Here is a 15,391-nt window from a genome sequence, read left to right as displayed (position 1 = left end):
CCGGCTCGGGTCAGTCCTCGGTGTCGCCTGCTTCTTCGTCCTCGACGCCGGTCTCGTCCATCCGGTCACGCAGGTGGTCGGCCATCGCTCCGGCGCCCTCGCCGTGGTGGTCGTGGTCGACCTGTTCGATCAGGCCGTGCAGCTTCTCGTGGTTCGTGGCCTCGTTGGCGCCGTCCATGACGGGCTCGGTCTGCTCGTTGTCGCTCATGGCTCGGACGCTACGCCGGGGTGGCTGCGGACCGGTAGTGCAGCTCGACGGCACCGCCGGTGAACGGCGTCGTCCCGACCAGCTCGAACACCGGGGTCGGTGCCGCGACCGGTAGCAGCGGCGCACCGGCGCCGAGCGCCACCGGCATCACGGTGACGCGGAGCTCGTCGAGCAGCCCTGCTTGCTGGTACTGCGCCGCGAGCAGTCCGCCGCCGACGACCCAGACGTCGCGCTCGCCGGCGGCCCGTTCGAGGTCGGCCTGGTGGTCCGCGACCTCGCCCGACACGAAGTGCACGTCGGCGCCGTCCGGCACCGGCAGGTCACGCGTGGTGAACACCCACGTCGCCAGGTCCGGGTACGCCCACGTGTCGTCGTGCTCGAGCAGCCACTCGTACGTGGTCGAGCCCATGACGATCGCGCCGATGCCCGCGAAGAACCGGTCGTGGTGCTCCTGGAACGGCTCGAAGCCGAACTGCAGCAGCCAGTCGAGGTCGTCGTCCGATGCAGCGACGAAGCCGTCCAGCGAGGACGCGACGGAGTAGGTGGTACCCATGCCCCGGACGCTACCGAGCACCCCCGACAGACGTCAGCGCCGGCTGCCCCGACCGACGACGGCGACCTCGGCGACGGTGAGCACCGTGGCGATCCACACCTGCTGCAGGGCGAACCCGCGGCGTCGTGGGTCGAGGGCGAGCGGCACCATCGTCACGCCGTGCACCGCGTCGACGGCGGCGCTCAGCGTGTGTGCGTTCCCGGTGCCCGTGCGTGCGACGAGGGCGGCCTGCACGAGCTGCCGGACGCCGAGCACGCCGTGCAGCACGGCCTGGTCGCGACCACGAGCCGCTCGGCCCAGGTGCCACAGGCCGAGTCCGGCCCGGCACAGCTCGACGACGGCTGCACCCCGAGCTGACGATCCGCGGCGGCTCATCGTCGTCGCCCGGCGACGAGTGCGACGGCCCCGACTGCGCCGAGTGCCGCCCCGATGATGCCGTTGCCGATCCGTCGGTGTTCCACCCACCAGGTCTGCGGCGACCAGGCGTGTGCGGACTCGTCGAACACACCGTGCGCGCCGTGGTCGCCCGGCACCGGCTCGTACAGGTTTTCCTGCAGCTCTTGCCCGTCCTTGTCGGGCGCCTGCTGCCCGGAGACGAGCGTCTTGGCGGCGTACCAGTCGGCGAAACGCCCGCTGATCCGGTTGCCGAGGATCGTGTAGACGGTCGACTCGCCGACCCAGGTGCGACGGCGCGGCCGCTCGGCCACGGCAGCGATCGCGCGGGCGCCGACCTCGGGCTGGAAGATCGGGGCGACCGGTTGCGGGTGGTGCGGCAGCTTCGACTTCACCCACCCGAACTGGATCGTGTTCAGGGCGGGCATGTCGACCCGCGACACCTTCACCTTGCTGCCCTGTTCGAGCAGCTCGGAGACGACGGACTCGGTGAACCCGACGATCGCGTGCTTCGCGCCGCAGTACGCGGCCTGCAGCGGGATGCCCCGGAAGCCGAGTGCTGAACCGACCTGGACGACGTGCCCCTGGCCGCGGGGCACCATCCCGGAGAGCGCGGCACGGGTCCCGTTGACGAAGCCGAGGTAGGTGACGTGCAGCGCTCGCTCGAAGTCCTCGGGCGCGGTGTCCAGGAACTTTCCGAACACCCCGACCATCACGCCGTTCACCCACAGGTCGATTGGCCCGAGTTCCTGCTCGACGCGGTCGGCCGCGGCCTCGACGGCCTCGCGGTCGGACACGTCGGCGACCAGGGCCAGCCCGCGACGCCCCGCGGCCTCGACCTCGGCGACCGCGGCGTCGACGCCGTCCCGTCCACGGGCGAGGACGGCGACGTCCCACCCCCGCGCGGCGAGCTCCCGGACGGTCGCACGCCCCAGTCCTGCGGATCCACCGGTCACCACTGCCACTCGAGTCATGGCTCACTTGTACCTGCGGCCGACCATGCACCACTCAGCCGGTGTCCCCCGACGGCCCGTGCCTGCGGACGGTGGCGAGCATGATGGTCGCGTGGACACGCGAGACGACCCGGTGGAACCCGCGCCGGACGCGGAGCCGCAGCCGCGCTGGATCCGCCGGGCGCCGATCCTCCCCGAGCAGTGGTGGGGTCCTCCGATGGCCCAGGCAGTCGGGGCGCTGGCGGTCGTGGCGATCGGCATCTGGCTGCAGCGTCCCGCCCTGCCCGTCGCGGTCCTCGTCGGTGTCGTCGGGCTGGTCGGCGCGGTCGTGCTCGCGTTCGCCGGACGACGGGCGTACTGGTACCCGAGTTGCACGACGGCTTGGCGCTTGCACCGCACGCGTGTCGTCGTCTGGAGCGCCGCCGGAGTCGCGTTGGCGGTGTTCGCCCTCGCGGTGGGCGCGCAGACGCTCCTGATCGGCTACCTGGCTGCCGCGACGGGCCTGTACACGGTGCGGCGGGACGAGCCGACGCGGTTCGAGCTGTGGGGGCGTTCGGCGGCGTCGGCTGCCGTCGCGGTCGTGTCGGCTGTGTACGCGGTCGTGGCGTTGACGGTCCCGAGCGTCGACGAAGCACACTCATCGCGGTGGATCGGGTGGAGCATCGTCATCGTCCCGGTCGCTGTCGTCACTGCGGTCCTGCAGTGGCGAGCCGCCTCGGGGACGGCCGACCCCGACCAGAACGGAGCGGCGGCGGACGCCGGCGAACCGGAACCGGGACCAGAACAGCGACCGGGACCGGAGCCGCCGGCCGACGACCCGCTCAGCGCCCCCGACCGAACCGCGTCGTGACCCCCGCCGAGTAGAGCACCGAGTCCGGCTCGAGCTCCGTCAACCCGAACGGCAGCCCCGCAGCGCCGACCAGGTCGTCCCGCAACGACACCACCGAGGCCCGGTGCAACGGCCACGCGTCGTGCTCGTTCGGCCAGAACCGGGTCCGCCCGGCCCGGTGCACGTGCATGCCCCACCGCGCGGTCAGGAACGTCTCGAGCAGCCCTGGCTCGTCCAGTACCTCGCCCACGCGGACGTCGAGCATCGACCGCAGGTGCGTCCCGTGCCGCCGCATCGCGTACCCGACGCGGCCGTCGCCGCTCCGCGACTCGGCGTCCGCCCACCAGTAGGGCAGTCCGGTGGCCACGCGTGCGCCGAGGGTCGGCAGCAGCTTGCCGGCGTCGAGCGACAGGAACACGACACCGTGCTGGCCCTGCTCGTCGACCGTGTAGACGCGGACGTTCACCTCGACGAAGTCGCCGATCGAGCCGGTCCGCCCCAGCGCCCCGAGGGGCGGGAACCGGGTGTCCTCGAACCGGAACCCGATGAGGCCCACCCAGGTGGTCACCCCGTCGTCCGTCCCGTCGAGCGCCATCGTGTCGGGTCGCGTTCCGGCTGGCAGCAGCGGGGCCACCGCCGACACGTCGACGCGCCAGTGCACGAAGACGACGTCGAGCCAGTCCTGCGAGATCCAGGGGCGGCCCGGCAGGCCGGGGGCGGTTCCCGGGAGGCCCGGGGCACTCTGGGTGGGTCGGGTGTCGGTCACGATGTGGTCGCCTCCGGTTCGATGTGGCCCGCGACGGGCACGTCGTCCCACCCCTGCTGCGGGGTGTCGCAGGTGCCGCGGAACACGTACTGCGATGGCCGCTTCCGCTCGCTCGACGTCCAGTCGATCGCGGGGCGGCGCCGTTCGGGCGGTAGGTACCCGATCCGGTAGACGGCCATGAGCTCGAGCGACTCGGGCACCCGGAGCAGCCCCTCGATCTCCGCCCAGGCGCCTGGCGTCTCCATCGGGAAGGACACGAACTGGATCCCCAGCCCGAGCTCGGTCGTCGCGAGCCAGATGTTCTCCATCGCCGCGCCCATGCTGAACACCGAGTAGAAGCCGGACAGCTCCTGCTCCCGGTACTCGTGGCGGTCGAGCATCACGCCGAGCAGCAGCGGCGACCCGGCGACGAGCTTCCGGTTCTCCTCACCCAGGCTCTGCGGCACGCGGAGGGTGTTCATGAGCAGCTGCCCGCGCTTCGTGAACACCTGCTTCGTGAACGGCCGGAGCGGCCCGGGCAGCTTGTCGAACAGCATGCCGTCGCGCCGCTCGTCCATCTCGGCCTTCGAGAACCGGAAGTACGGCTTGTACCGCTCGAAGAACGTCCCCTCGGCCATGGTGCGGGTCATCGAGCTGCCGCTGATCGCGGCGACCCGGTCGATCGTGTCGCGCTCCTCGACCAGCACGAACCGCCACGGTTGGCTGTTCAGCTGGGACGGGGCCCGGCCGGCGAGCTCCATGAGCAGCCGTTGGTGCTCCTCGGACACCGGGTCGGGCAGGAACGCCCCGTTCGTGGTCCGGCGGCGTCGGATGGCCTCGAAGAGCTCCACTGCTTCCCCTCGTGTCTCGTCGTCACGGTCGACGCCGCACCAACAGCGCCCCCAGGTAGGACGGCGCAGCGGCCACCGCGATCTTCCAGTGTGCTCCGGAGCGCGGGTTCGTGCGGGGCGCGAGCGCGAGCGGGACGACTGCGGGCAGCAGGAACAGCGCCGAACGGTCCCGGGTCCACAAGGGCGTCGTCGCGGCGGCCCCGGTGAGCGTCGCCGTCACGACGAACAGGCCGTGGTGCACGACGCGGAGCTTCTTCGTCCGGATCAACCGGACGGCGACGGCCGTGCCCCAGAGGCAGTTCGCGACGTAGGCGAGGCCCGCAGCGGTGACCAGCTGCCGGGCCGGGCGCGATCCCGTGGGTGCCGAGCCGCGCCTCCAGACCGCCTTCCGTCCCATGCGTGGGACGTTACGCGGTGTCGCGACTGACCAGCTTGGAGAGCACGATCGCGGACCGCGTGTGGTCCACCTGCGGTGCGAGGCGGACCTTGTCGAGCGCCTCCTCGAGCGCGGACAGGTCCTTCGAGCGCATGTGCACGACGGCGTCGGCGCTCCCCGTGACCGTGCCGGCGTCGATGACCTCGGGCACGGTGTCGAGCAGCGCACGGAGCTCGTCGGGGGAGACGGTGCCGCGGCAGTACAGCTCGACCCAGGCCTCGGTGCCGCGGTCCTCGACGGCGGGGTCGACCTTGATCGTGAAGCCCTGGATGACACCATCGCCGACGAGTCGGTCGACGCGGCGCTTGACGGCCGATGCCGAGAGTCCGACCACCGACCCGATGTCGCCGTAGCCGGCGCGGGCGTTGTCCCGGAGTTGATCCAGGATGCGGTGGTCGAGCGAATCCATTGCACCCATCGTACGCGGACTTCTTGCGAGGTCGGCGGGTCGGACGCACGAAACGTGCGTCACCCGAACGGGTGCCACGGCGCTTCGCTCCCGGTGCTGCACTTGCCGGACGGTCTGTGTCAGGATCGACGTGGCGTCGACCTGGTCCGCTACGGCGAGTGAGCCTGCATCTCGCCGGAGCACCTCTCCTTCGTTCCGTTTCGGTTCCTGGCAGGCTCGGGCCCCGGTCCCTTCTCAGGAGGACTGATGTCGAACACCGCACCCTCGACCACCGATGCACCGGCCCGTACCGCCACCAAGCGGACGATCCTGATGTGCAAGCCGGACTTCTACACGGTGAGCTACCGGATCAACCCGTGGATGCACCCGGAGGAGCCGACCGACACGTCGAAGGCCGTCGCCCAGTGGCAGACGCTCGTCGACGTGTACGAGCAGCTCGGCTTCGACATCTCGTACATCGACCCCATCGACGGCCTGCCGGACATGGTCTACGCGGCCAACGGCGGGTTCGTCCTCGACGGCATCGCGTACGGCGCGAAGTTCCAGTACCCGGAGCGCCAGCCCGAGGGCCCCGCGTACATGGACTGGTTCCGTCAGGCCGGACTGACCGTCGCCGAGCCCGAGCAGACCAACGAGGGCGAGGGTGACTTCCTGCTCATCGGCAACACGATCTTCGCCGGCACCGGCTTCCGGTCGGACAGCACCTCGCACGACGAGCTCGCGACGATCTACGGCCGTGAGGTCGTCACCCTGAAGCTCATCAACCCGAGCTTCTACCACCTCGACACCGCCATCGCCGTGCTCGACCCGGAGCCCGACGCTTCCGGCCGGTCGAACATCGCGTACCTGGAGAGCGCCTTCGACGAACCGTCGCTGGCGATCCTGCGCGAGCGCTTCCCCGACGCGATCATCGCGACGGAGGAGGACGCCGCGATCCTCGGCTTGAACTCGTACTCCGACGGGTACAACATCGTGATCGCCGCCCGGGCTGTGCGGTTCGCCGAACAGCTCAGGGAGAAGGGGTACAACCCGATCGGCGTCGACCTGTCCGAGCTGTTGCTCGGCGGTGGCGGCGTGAAGTGCTGCACGCTCGACCTGCACCCGGTCGGCACCGGCACCTCGGTCGCGCGTTCGCTCGGGGTCAGCTGATGTCGGCGGCAGCGTCGCTCGGGGTCAACACCGCGGCGGCGCTCGCCGTCGAGGACCGCGCCCTCGCGCACAACTACAGCCCGCTGCCCGTCGTCATTGCGTCGGGTGCCGGAGCGACCGTCACCGACGTCGACGGCAAGCAGTACCTGGACGGCCTCGCCGCGTACTCCGCGGTGAACTTCGGCCACGGCAACCCGCGGCTGCTGGACGCGGCCCGGGCGCAGCTCGATCGGGTGACGCTCACGAGTCGCGCGTTCGTGAACGACCAGCTCGGGCCGTTCGCCACGGCACTGGCGGCGTTGACGGAGACCGAGATGGTCCTGCCGATGAACACCGGTGCCGAGGCCGTCGAGTCCGCGATCAAGGTGTCCCGCGCCTGGGGCTACCGCGTCAAGGGGGTCCCCGCGGACCGCGCGACGATCATCGTCGCGTCCGGGAACTTCCACGGCCGCACCACCACGATCATCTCGTTCTCCGACGACCCCTCGGCCCACGACGACTTCGGGCCGTTCACGCCCGGCTTCCGCACCGTGCCGTACGGCGATGCCGCTGCCCTGCGCGCAGCGATGGACGAGACCGTCGTCGCCGTGCTGCTTGAACCCATCCAGGGCGAGGGTGGCGTGGTCATCCCGCCGGCGTCGTACCTCCCGGAAGTTCGGGAGGTCTGCGACGAGTTCGGTGCGCTGTTCATCGCCGACGAGATCCAGTCCGGCCTCGGACGCACCGGCCACACGCTCGCCGTGCAGCGCGTCGGGGTCCGCCCGGACCTCATCACGCTCGGCAAGGCACTCGGCGGCGGCATCGTGCCGGTGTCGGCAGTGGTGGGCTCGCGCAATGTCCTGGGGGTCCTGCGTCCCGGCGAGCACGGTTCGACGTTCGGCGGCAACCCGCTCGCTGCGGCCGTCGGCGCCGAGGTCGTGGCGATGCTCGGCGAGGGCACGTTCCAGCAGCGCGCCCTCGACGGCGAACCGCTGCTGCGCGGACTGCTCGACGACCTGCTCGACAAGGGGGTCGTGTCGCACCGCGTCGCCGGACTCTGGGCAGGGATCGACATCGACCCCGCGCTCGGCACCGGCAAGGAGATCTCGAAGGACCTCGCCGACCGCGGGCTGCTCGTGAAGGACACCCACGGTTCGACGATCCGCTTCGCCCCGCCGCTCGTGGTCACCGACGACGAGCTGCGCACGGCGATCGGCACGCTCGCGTCGGTCCTGGCCGCGCGCGCCTGAGCCGCGCGCTCGGCGCCGCGCGCTCGGCGCCACGCGCTCGCTTCGTGAGCAGAAATGGTCGGGTCGCCACACGGCGCCCGACCATTTCTGCTCGCCAAGTGCGGCTCACACCGCCCAGCGCGCCGCCAACTCGTCCATCAGACCGTCGAGGCGCTCGTCGACGACCTGCGCGTCGGGGTTGGCCTCGAACCAGGCGATGACCTCGCGCACACCCTGCCGGTAGGGCGTCCGCGGCCGGTACCACGGCACGAGCGACCGGACCTTGCTGTTGTCGAACACCGAGCTGTTCGCCTTGTCGCCGAGCAGCGCCGCACCCCACTCCGGGTCCACGGCGTTGATGGCGTCCGCCGGCACGTGCACGATCTGCAGGTCGGACACCCCCGCCGCCGCCGCGATCTCGTGCGCGATGGCGTTCCACGTCGGCGCCTCGTCGCTCGTGATCGTGAAGGCCTCACCGATCGCCGACGCGTTGTCGAGCAGCCCGGTGAACCCGACCGCGAAGTCACGGCTGTGCGTCAAGGTCCACAACGACGTGCCGTCACCGGTGATGATGATCGGCTTGCCGGCGCGCATCCGCGCCACCGCAGTCCAGCCACCGGTGAGCGGCAGCTTCGTCTCGTCGTAGGTGTGCGACGGCCGCACGATCGTCACCGGGAAGTCCTGCTCCCGGTACGCCTCCATCAGCAGTTCCTCGCACGCGATCTTGTCGCGCGAGTACTGCCAGTACGGGTTCTTCAGCGGCGTCGACTCCGTGATCGGCAGGTGCGTCGCCGGCGTCTGGTAGGCCGACGCCGAGCTGATGAAGACGTACTGCCGCGTCCGTCCCGCGAAGAAGTCGATGTCGGCCTGCACCTGGTCTGCCGTGAAGGCGACCCAGTTCACGACCACGTCGAAGTGGCGATCGCCGAGTGCGTCCGCCAGGGTGCTGCGGTCCGACACATCGGCCTGGAGGCGCATCACACCCTCCGGGATCGGCCTGCCACCGGTGGTCCCCCGGTTCAGGACCGTGACGTCGTGGCCCTGTTCGGTTGCCTCCCGCACACAGGAGGCGCTGATCACGCCGCTCCCGCCGATGAACAACACGCTCGCTCCGGTCATGGATGCTCCCTCGCTCTCCGCGGCACCGCTCCGTGCCGCCACTTCCCTCCGATCCTGCACCTCGGCGGCTTGGCCACGTCGCGGATGCGGTTGGGTTTCCTGGGTCGCACGGCCCTTGAGCGCGCGAGTACTCAACCCGATGAGATGGATCGTCGGAGGGATGAGTCGAAAAAGGTCGTCTGCTGCGTACAGCCATTGGTCGGTCATACCCTGCATGTGCATCGATTCCGAGAAACCTCGGTCATCGCGCGGGCACGGCTAAATCCCGTGGGTCCGAAGCGTGAACTTTGTGAACGCCGCTGTGTCCCGGCATCGACCCGCGGACTACCGTCACGGGTCGAGCCGCACCGACGCGGCCACGACAGGAGTGACACGCACATGGAGTACCGCTACCTCGGCAACTCGGGCCTCAAGGTCTCCGAGATCACCTACGGCAACTGGCTCACCCACGCATCCCAGGTCGAGAACGACGCGGCCATCGCCTGCGTCAAGGCCGCCCTCGAGGTGGGCATCTCGACGTTCGACACCGCCGACGTCTACGCCAACACCGGCGCGGAGACCGTCCTCGGCGAAGCCCTCAAGGGGGAGCGTCGCCAGTCGCTCGAGATCGCCACGAAGGTGTTCGGGCCGACCGGACCGAAGGGGCACAACGACACCGGGCTGTCCCGCAAGCACATCCTCGAGTCGATCGACGGTTCGCTCGGCCGCCTGCAGACCGACTACGTCGACCTGTACCAGGCGCACCGCTTCGACCACGAGACGCCGCTCGAGGAGACGATGCAGGCCTTCGCCGACATCGTGCGCCAGGGCAAGGTCCTGTACGTCGGCGTGAGCGAGTGGACCGCGGAGCAGCTCCGTGCCGGCGCCGCGCTGGCCGAGGACCTCGGGTTCCAGCTCATCTCGAACCAGCCGCAGTACTCGGCGCTGTGGCGGGTCATCGAAGAAGAGGTCGTGCCGACCTCGAAGGAGCTCGGCATCTCGCAGATCGTCTGGTCCCCGATCGCCCAGGGTGTCCTGACCGGCAAGTACAAGCCCGGTCAGCCACTGCCCGAGGGCTCACGCGCCACCGACGACAAGGGCGGCGCGGACATGATCAAGCGGTTCATGCGCGACGAGGTGCTGTCCTCGGTGCAGGAGCTCGAGCCGATCGCGAAGGAGCTCGACCTGTCGATGGCACAGCTCGCCGTCGCCTGGGTACTGCAGAACGAGAACGTCGCGAGCGCCATCATCGGGGCGTCGCGTCCGGAGCAGGTGCACGACAACGCCGGCGCTGCCGGTGTCACGATCCCGGCGGAGCTGCTCAGCCGGATCGACGATGCCCTCGGTGCCGTGGTCGAGCGTGACCCGGCGAAGACCAACGACAGCAGCCCGAAGACCCGCGAGGCCTAGCACCGACCCGGGCCAGACGGCTCAGACAACGGAAAAGGCCCCCTGCCGAAGCAGGGGGCCTTCACCGGTGGCTGGACACGGCATCGATCCGTGGACCTTTCGATTTTCAGTCGAACGCTCTACCAACTGAGCTATCCAGCCGTGGCGACCCTGACGGGACTTGAACCCGCGACCTCCGCCGTGACAGGGCGGCACGCTAACCAGCTGCGCTACAGGGCCATGTTGAATTGCTGTGGTGTTGCTCAGTACTACTTGCTCGCTCACTCGGAGAGTGACCCCAACGGGATTCGAACCCGTGCTGCCGCCGTGAAAGGGCGGTGTCCTAGGCCACTAAACGATAGGGCCGCAAGTGGTGCTTCGCGCTACCGATGGACAAGCATACGGATGCCCCCGGGGGTTCGCAAATCGGGCCGCGTTCCCGCGGAATCCCCGGCGTGTCGCGCCCGCCCGGCACCGGGTGTCGAGGTTGCGGTGCGAGCATCGTCACCGGCTCCACGCCCCTCGTCCGAGGGGCTGTGGGGCTGCGACACCTGTTGTTACTGTTGCGTCTGTTAACAGTGTTACGTGCGTGAGCCTTGCCGCGCTGTTACGAAATCGAGATACATGTCGACCTCACCTTCGCTCTCCCTCCGCAACCGCAGCCGCCTCGTCGCCGCCGCGGTCGCCGTCGCGCTCGCCGGAAGCACCCTCGCGGTCCTCGCCCCGGCGACGTCGGCCAGTGCCGCGAGTTACCCGAGCTGGTCCGAGGTGCAGAAGGCCAAGTCCTCGACGAGTGCCCAGCAGGCGAAGGTCACCGAGATCAAGTCGCTCATCTCGACCCTGAAGTCCGAGGCCGCTGCGAAGCAGAAGGCCGCACAGGCTGCCGGCGAGGCCTACCAGGCGGCACAGAACAAGTACGACGAGGCGACCCTCGAGCAGAAGACGCTCCAGTCCCAGGCGGACGACGCCGAGCAGACCGCCGCACAGTCCGAGGAGCAGGCCGGTCAGCTCGCCGCGCAGCTCGGTCGGGCCAGCGCCAACGACGTGACGACCGACATCCTCACGCACCCCTCGGACTCCGGTGACCTGCTCTACGAGCTCGGCGCCATGTCGAAGCTCAGTGAGCAGGCCGACGGCATCTACTCGCAGGCCTCGCAGGACCGGGGCACCGCGCAGGCGCAGGCGGACAAGGCGGACAAGGCCAAGGCTGCGCTGGGTGACCTCGCCGACGCGGCCCAGTCGAAGATGCAGCAGGCGCAGGGTGCTGCCGACGCGGCGCAGACCGCCGTCGACGCCCAGAACGAGAACGAGTCGCGGCTCGAGGCCCAGCTGACCGCCCTCACCACGAAGCAGCGCGGTGTCGAGGCCGACTACCGCAAGGGCGTCGCCGCCGAGAAGGCCCGACAGGCCCGCATCGCCGCTGCTGCCGCCAAGGCAGCCGCGAAGGCCGCGGCGACGAGCCAGGGCGGTACCGGCGGCGGGACGGCCAACTCTGCCGGGTGGGTCCGTCCGGCCGGCGGCTTCCAGACCAGCGGCTACGGCATCCGCGTCGACCCGTACACGCACTACACGGCACTGCACGCCGGGGTCGACCTCGCTCCCGCCTGCTACGCCCCGATCTACGCGGCCCACGACGGCACCGTGACCTTCGCGGGCAACGGCGGCGGCTACGGCAACGAGGTCATCCTCGACAACGGCGGCGGCATCTCGACGGCCTACGGCCACATCGTCGACGGCGGGATCATGGTCGCCAGCGGCCAGCACGTCACCGCCGGGCAGCAGATCGCCAAGATCGGTTCGACCGGCTGGTCGACCGGGTGCCACCTCCACTTCGAGACCCGGATCAACGGTGCTGCCGTCGACCCGGTCCCCTTCATGGCAGCGCGGGGGATCTCGGTATGAGCATCAGCGCAGCCGGGATGCGTTGACCCCGCCATGACCCTGTCCGCTCGCTCGTTCTCCTGCGGGATCGCCACCGTCGCCGTGCTCGGCATCGGACTGTCGGTCGTCATCGCCGGACCCGCCCAGGCCGCGCCGTCGGCACCGTCCTGGGACGACGTCAAGGCCGCGAAGTCGGATGCCGCCGACGCGCAGCAGACGGTGGACGAGCTGAGCGACCGGCTGACCTCGCTGCAGGCCGCCGCGGACCGCGCCGGCATCGTCGAGCAGCAGGCCGGGCAGGCGTACGCCCTCGCCGCCTCGCAGCAGCAGGAGGCGAAGGACACCCTCGCCGACCTGTCCGCGCAGTCGAAGCGGGCCAAGGGCAAGGCGGACGACTCCGCGGGCCAGGTGGCCGCGCTCGTCGTCGAGCTGTCCCGCTCGGGCGGCGGCGACCTGTCGACGACGATGCTCACGGACGCCTCCGACTCCGGCGACCTGCTCTACCGCGTCGGCACGATGTCGCACCTGTCCGAGCGGTCGGCGACGATCCTGGCCCAGGCCCGCTCCGACCAGAAGACCGTGGACTCGCTCGCCGACCAGCAGTCCGTGGCCACGACGGCACTGAGCAAGGCGACCGAGGCGACGAAGACCGCCTTCGCCACCGCCAACGACGTCTCCGCCGACGCCCAGGCCCGGGTGCAGAAGCAGCAGGACCAGCAGGACGAGGTCCTCCGTCAGCTCGCGTACCTCAAGGGCACGAGCGTCGCGACGGAGAGTGCGTACTGGAGTGCGCAGCAGGCCAAGGCGGCCGAGACCGCCCTGGCGGCCCAGACGAGCACCGGCACGGCCAGCGGCAGCGGCAGCGGCACCAGCACCGACAACGGCACCAGCGGCGGCACCAGCAACGGCAACACCTCGACCACCAACCCGAGCACCGGCGGCGGTAGCGGCAGTGGCACGACCACCCCGTCGCGCCCGAGCGCCCCGTCGAAGCCGAGCACGCCGGCGGCGCCCGCTCCCGCGCCCGCCCCGGCTCCCGCCAAGCCCAGCACGCCGACGCCGTCGAAGCCGAGCACCCCCGCGCCCAGCACTCCGGCACCCGCCCCGAGCAGCCCCTCGAAGGCCGCCGGTGCGATCTCGTACGCCCGCGGGCAGCTCGGCAAGCCCTACGTCCTCGGCGGTGCCGGCCCGAGCACCTGGGACTGCTCCGGCCTCGTGATGATGGCGTACAGCTCGCAGGGCATCGCGACCGGTGGGCACAACGTCGTCTGGCAGTACAACTACTTCGGCTCGATCGGCCGCCTCGTGCCGCTCTCGCAGCGCCAGCCCGGCGACATCCTCTTCTACTCGTCGAACGGAACCGCTTCCGGCGGTTACCACGACTCGATCTACACCGGCAACGGGATGATGGTCGAAGCGGCTCGACCGGGCGTCGGCGTGGTCGAGCGCGCGGTCTGGACCCCCAGCCAGCTCCTGCCCTACGTCGCCCGCCCGAGCGGCTCCCTGTAGCTCGCAGCCCGGTCTTTCCCAGAACGGCTGCGGTAGCAAGCGGGATCGGGCATACCTGCCCGGATCAGAGCACCAGGTACGCCCGTTTCCACCAGGTACGCCCCCGACCCCTCCCGACCCCGCCCGGCAAAGCAACCCCGGACACAGAACGGCGCCCGCCCTCCGATGGAGAGCAGGCGCCGTTCGGCGTCAAGAAGCGTCAGTGACCAGCGGGCACGTAGGCCTTCTGGCCGGCCTGCACGATCGCCTCGGCCTCGGCGGCGTCGCCCCAGCCCTCGGCCTTGACCCACTTGTTCGGCTCGAGGTCCTTGTAGCGCTCGAAGAAGTGCGCGATCTCGGCCTTCGTCTGCTCGTCGACGTCCGAGATGTCCTGGATGTGCGTCCAGCGCGGGTCCTTCGCGGGGACCACGAGGACCTTCTCGTCCTTGCCGGCCTCGTCGCTCATCTTGAAGACGCCGACCGGACGGACCTTGACGCCCACGCCGGGGAACGTCGGGAACTCGAGGAGCAGCAGCGCGTCCACGGGGTCGCCGTCGTCGGCCAGGGTCTTCTCGAAGAAGCCGTAGTCGGTCGGGTAGACGAACGACGTGAACAGCACGCGGTCGAGGTAGACACGACCGGTCTCGTGGTCCACCTCGTACTTGTTGCGGCTGCCCTTGGGGATCTCGACGACGACGTCGTACGCGGCCATGTCTGTACTCCTGGTGTGTCGGTGGGGCTGTCGGTGGTCCCGAGAGCGCGGCTAACGTTACCGGGTGAACTCTCCGCGTCCCCGGCTGGACCCTGCCGTCGCCGAGACCCGCCTGGCGGTCCGCGACCTGCTCGCCACCGCGCTCGACGACGGCGTCGTCACCGCGGGTGACCTCGTGCTGGTCGCGCTGAGCGGCGGACCGGACTCGCTCGCGCTCGCCGCGGCCACCGCGTTCGAGGCGGGCAAGCAGGGGCTCCGAGCCGGGGCAGTGGTCGTCGACCACGCGCTCCAGGCGGGCTCCGAGGCGGTCGCGAGCCGCGCCTCCCGGCAGGCATCCGAACTGGGTCTGGACCCGGTCGAGGTCCGCAGGGTCGCGGTCGGCTCCGACGGTGGTCCGGAGGGCGCCGCCCGGGAGGCCCGCCACGCGTCGATCGCCGAGGTCGCGTCCGCCACCGGGTCGCCTCTCGTGCTGTTGGGACACACTCTGGACGACCAGGCCGAGACGGTGCTGCTGGGCCTGCTGCGCGGCAGCGGGCCGGACAGCCTGTCGGGCATGCTGCCGCTCGCACGGCGCGACCAGGGGCCGGCCTACGGCCGCCCGCTGCTCTCCGTGCGTCGGCACGCGACGCGGCAGGCGTGCGCCGCCGCCGGGCTGGCGCCGTGGCACGACCCGCAGAACGACGACCCCGCCTACGCCCGTGTCCGCGTGCGGAACACCCTCATGCCGGTGCTCGAGCGCGAACTCGGTGCCGGGGTGCCCGAGGCGCTGGCGCGGACGGCCGACCAGCTGCGCGAGGACTCGGCGGCACTCGACCACTTCGCCGAGGAGATGGCGGAGGACATCGCCGAGCACTCCGAGGCCGGCATCTCCCTGTCCGTCCGGGCGCTCGGGGCGAACCCGCCGGCGCTCCGGCAGCGACTCGTGCGCCTGGCGGTGGAGAGCGAGTTCGGCGTGACGCTGTCGCGCGTGCAGACGCTCGAGGTCTGCCGGCTCGTCACGGACTGGAGCGGACAGGGGCCGATCGACCTGCCGGGCGTCCGGGCGTCGCGATCCGGTGACCGCCTGTCGTTCAGTGCCGGTTAGGCTGG

The 15,391-nt window shown here is 70.6% G+C and carries 17 protein-coding genes and 3 tRNA genes; 7 read left to right on the top strand and 13 right to left on the bottom strand.

All coding sequences use genetic code 11. From position 1 onward, the window contains the following. Positions 1-10 precede the first annotated feature (10 nt). The 4 genes from ITJ69_RS12355 to ITJ69_RS12340 are packed head-to-tail and all read right to left on the bottom strand — an operon-like array spanning position 11 to position 2,128. On the bottom strand, positions 11-208 hold the full coding sequence (locus ITJ69_RS12355; RefSeq protein WP_123339214.1) for a hypothetical protein: 198 nt from the start codon (positions 206-208) through the stop codon (positions 11-13). Between the two features lie 10 nt (positions 209-218). After that, a complete protein-coding gene (locus tag ITJ69_RS12350; RefSeq protein ID WP_194672901.1) occupies positions 219-761 on the bottom strand; it encodes a dihydrofolate reductase family protein in 543 nt (180 codons plus the stop codon). Positions 762-794: 33 nt separating this feature from the next. Next, on the bottom strand, positions 795-1,136 hold the full coding sequence (locus ITJ69_RS12345) for a hypothetical protein (RefSeq protein WP_194672900.1): 342 nt from the start codon (positions 1,134-1,136) through the stop codon (positions 795-797). Then, positions 1,133-2,128: an SDR family oxidoreductase gene (locus tag ITJ69_RS12340; protein ID WP_194672899.1), complete on the bottom strand. Its 996-nt coding sequence runs from the start codon at positions 2,126-2,128 to the stop codon at positions 1,133-1,135. The genes ITJ69_RS12345 and ITJ69_RS12340 overlap by 4 nt, the downstream gene beginning before the upstream one ends. 91 nt (positions 2,129-2,219) lie before the next feature. Here ITJ69_RS12340 and ITJ69_RS12335 point away from each other — a divergent pair, with 91 nt between their 5' ends. Beyond that, the gene (locus tag ITJ69_RS12335; RefSeq protein ID WP_194672898.1) at positions 2,220-2,957 is read left to right on the top strand and encodes a hypothetical protein; all 738 of its coding nucleotides are present in this window, start codon (positions 2,220-2,222) and stop codon (positions 2,955-2,957) included. Here the strand turns inward: ITJ69_RS12335 and ITJ69_RS12330 are convergent. The 4 genes from ITJ69_RS12330 to ITJ69_RS12315 are packed head-to-tail and all read right to left on the bottom strand — an operon-like array spanning position 2,929 to position 5,377. Beyond that, positions 2,929-3,702 carry a YqjF family protein gene (locus ITJ69_RS12330; protein ID WP_207895503.1) on the bottom strand — a complete coding sequence of 258 codons (774 nt, stop codon included), beginning with the start codon at positions 3,700-3,702 and terminating at the stop codon, positions 2,929-2,931. The genes ITJ69_RS12335 and ITJ69_RS12330 overlap by 29 nt on opposite strands. Next, positions 3,699-4,532 (bottom strand): nitroreductase family protein, encoded by an 834-nt coding sequence (locus ITJ69_RS12325; protein WP_194672897.1) that lies wholly within the window; start codon positions 4,530-4,532, stop codon positions 3,699-3,701. Before ITJ69_RS12325 ends, ITJ69_RS12330 begins: the two co-directional genes overlap by 4 nt. 22 nt (positions 4,533-4,554) lie before the next feature. After that, positions 4,555-4,929 (bottom strand): hypothetical protein, encoded by a 375-nt coding sequence (locus ITJ69_RS12320; RefSeq protein ID WP_194672896.1) that lies wholly within the window; start codon positions 4,927-4,929, stop codon positions 4,555-4,557. 10 nt (positions 4,930-4,939) lie between these two features. Then, complete coding sequence (locus tag ITJ69_RS12315) at positions 4,940-5,377, bottom strand: Lrp/AsnC family transcriptional regulator (RefSeq protein WP_111083794.1); 438 nt, start codon at positions 5,375-5,377, stop codon at positions 4,940-4,942. 246 nt (positions 5,378-5,623) lie between these two features. On the opposite strand from ITJ69_RS12315, the gene ddaH reads away from it, so the two are divergent. Continuing rightward, the gene (gene ddaH, locus ITJ69_RS12310) at positions 5,624-6,526 is read left to right on the top strand and encodes a dimethylargininase (RefSeq protein ID WP_194672895.1); all 903 of its coding nucleotides are present in this window, start codon (positions 5,624-5,626) and stop codon (positions 6,524-6,526) included. Next, complete coding sequence (gene rocD, locus ITJ69_RS12305) at positions 6,526-7,755, top strand: ornithine--oxo-acid transaminase (RefSeq protein ID WP_194672894.1); 1,230 nt, start codon at positions 6,526-6,528, stop codon at positions 7,753-7,755. Before ddaH ends, rocD begins: the two co-directional genes overlap by 1 nt. Positions 7,756-7,860: 105 nt before the next feature. Here the strand turns inward: rocD and ITJ69_RS12300 are convergent, their stop codons facing one another. Then, complete coding sequence (locus ITJ69_RS12300) at positions 7,861-8,853, bottom strand: NAD-dependent epimerase/dehydratase family protein (protein ID WP_194672893.1); 993 nt, start codon at positions 8,851-8,853, stop codon at positions 7,861-7,863. A 378-nt stretch (positions 8,854-9,231) separates the two neighbouring features. Between ITJ69_RS12300 and ITJ69_RS12295 the strand changes: the two genes are divergently transcribed. Then, positions 9,232-10,242 (top strand): aldo/keto reductase family protein, encoded by a 1,011-nt coding sequence (locus ITJ69_RS12295; protein ID WP_194672892.1) that lies wholly within the window; start codon positions 9,232-9,234, stop codon positions 10,240-10,242. 68 nt (positions 10,243-10,310) lie between these two features. Here the strand turns inward: ITJ69_RS12295 and ITJ69_RS12290 are convergent. The 3 genes from ITJ69_RS12290 to ITJ69_RS12280 form a co-directional block, all read right to left on the bottom strand. Next, positions 10,311-10,383: transfer RNA gene (locus ITJ69_RS12290), tRNA-Phe, on the bottom strand. A 1-nt stretch (position 10,384) separates the two neighbouring features. Beyond that, positions 10,385-10,461 (bottom strand) — tRNA-Asp (locus tag ITJ69_RS12285). A 53-nt stretch (positions 10,462-10,514) separates the two neighbouring features. Continuing rightward, positions 10,515-10,587, bottom strand: a tRNA-Glu gene (locus ITJ69_RS12280). A gap of 258 nt (positions 10,588-10,845) precedes the next feature. Between ITJ69_RS12280 and ITJ69_RS12275 the strand changes: the two genes are divergently transcribed. Next, a complete protein-coding gene (locus ITJ69_RS12275; protein WP_194672891.1) occupies positions 10,846-12,123 on the top strand; it encodes a M23 family metallopeptidase in 1,278 nt (425 codons plus the stop codon). 33 nt (positions 12,124-12,156) lie between these two features. After that, positions 12,157-13,611 carry an NlpC/P60 family protein gene (locus ITJ69_RS12270; protein ID WP_194672890.1) on the top strand — a complete coding sequence of 485 codons (1,455 nt, stop codon included), beginning with the start codon at positions 12,157-12,159 and terminating at the stop codon, positions 13,609-13,611. A 199-nt stretch (positions 13,612-13,810) separates the two neighbouring features. On the opposite strand, the gene ITJ69_RS12265 is transcribed toward ITJ69_RS12270, so the two are convergent. Beyond that, complete coding sequence (locus ITJ69_RS12265; RefSeq protein ID WP_123294540.1) at positions 13,811-14,302, bottom strand: inorganic diphosphatase; 492 nt, start codon at positions 14,300-14,302, stop codon at positions 13,811-13,813. A gap of 64 nt (positions 14,303-14,366) precedes the next feature. On the opposite strand from ITJ69_RS12265, the gene tilS reads away from it, so the two are divergent. Next, a complete protein-coding gene (tilS, locus tag ITJ69_RS12260) occupies positions 14,367-15,386 on the top strand; it encodes a tRNA lysidine(34) synthetase TilS (RefSeq protein ID WP_194672889.1) in 1,020 nt (339 codons plus the stop codon). Positions 15,387-15,391 lie beyond the last annotated feature (5 nt).

This window comes from Curtobacterium sp. VKM Ac-2887, assembly GCF_015350935.1.
Classification (GTDB): domain Bacteria; phylum Actinomycetota; class Actinomycetes; order Actinomycetales; family Microbacteriaceae; genus Curtobacterium.
This window is presented reverse-complemented; position numbering and strand designations above follow the sequence as displayed.

What these genes read in the sequence shown, in the direction of transcription:
- ITJ69_RS12265 (WP_123294540.1), bottom strand. Translation starts at nt 14,302, where the DNA reads ATGGCCGCGTACGACGTCGTCGTCGAGATCCCCAAGGGCAGCCGCAAC.
- ITJ69_RS12275 (WP_194672891.1), top strand. Translation starts at nt 10,846, where the DNA reads ATGTCGACCTCACCTTCGCTCTCCCTCCGCAACCGCAGCCGCCTCGTC.
- ITJ69_RS12270 (WP_194672890.1), top strand. Translation starts at nt 12,157, where the DNA reads ATGACCCTGTCCGCTCGCTCGTTCTCCTGCGGGATCGCCACCGTCGCC.
- ddaH (WP_194672895.1), top strand. Translation starts at nt 5,624, where the DNA reads ATGTCGAACACCGCACCCTCGACCACCGATGCACCGGCCCGTACCGCC.
- ITJ69_RS12315 (WP_111083794.1), bottom strand. Translation starts at nt 5,377, where the DNA reads ATGGATTCGCTCGACCACCGCATCCTGGATCAACTCCGGGACAACGCC.
- ITJ69_RS12355 (WP_123339214.1), bottom strand. Translation starts at nt 208, where the DNA reads ATGAGCGACAACGAGCAGACCGAGCCCGTCATGGACGGCGCCAACGAG.
- ITJ69_RS12350 (WP_194672901.1), bottom strand. Translation starts at nt 761, where the DNA reads ATGGGTACCACCTACTCCGTCGCGTCCTCGCTGGACGGCTTCGTCGCT.
- ITJ69_RS12340 (WP_194672899.1), bottom strand. Translation starts at nt 2,128, where the DNA reads ATGACTCGAGTGGCAGTGGTGACCGGTGGATCCGCAGGACTGGGGCGT.
- rocD (WP_194672894.1), top strand. Translation starts at nt 6,526, where the DNA reads ATGTCGGCGGCAGCGTCGCTCGGGGTCAACACCGCGGCGGCGCTCGCC.
- ITJ69_RS12300 (WP_194672893.1), bottom strand. Translation starts at nt 8,853, where the DNA reads ATGACCGGAGCGAGCGTGTTGTTCATCGGCGGGAGCGGCGTGATCAGC.
- ITJ69_RS12345 (WP_194672900.1), bottom strand. Translation starts at nt 1,136, where the DNA reads ATGAGCCGCCGCGGATCGTCAGCTCGGGGTGCAGCCGTCGTCGAGCTG.
- ITJ69_RS12320 (WP_194672896.1), bottom strand. Translation starts at nt 4,929, where the DNA reads ATGGGACGGAAGGCGGTCTGGAGGCGCGGCTCGGCACCCACGGGATCG.
- ITJ69_RS12295 (WP_194672892.1), top strand. Translation starts at nt 9,232, where the DNA reads ATGGAGTACCGCTACCTCGGCAACTCGGGCCTCAAGGTCTCCGAGATC.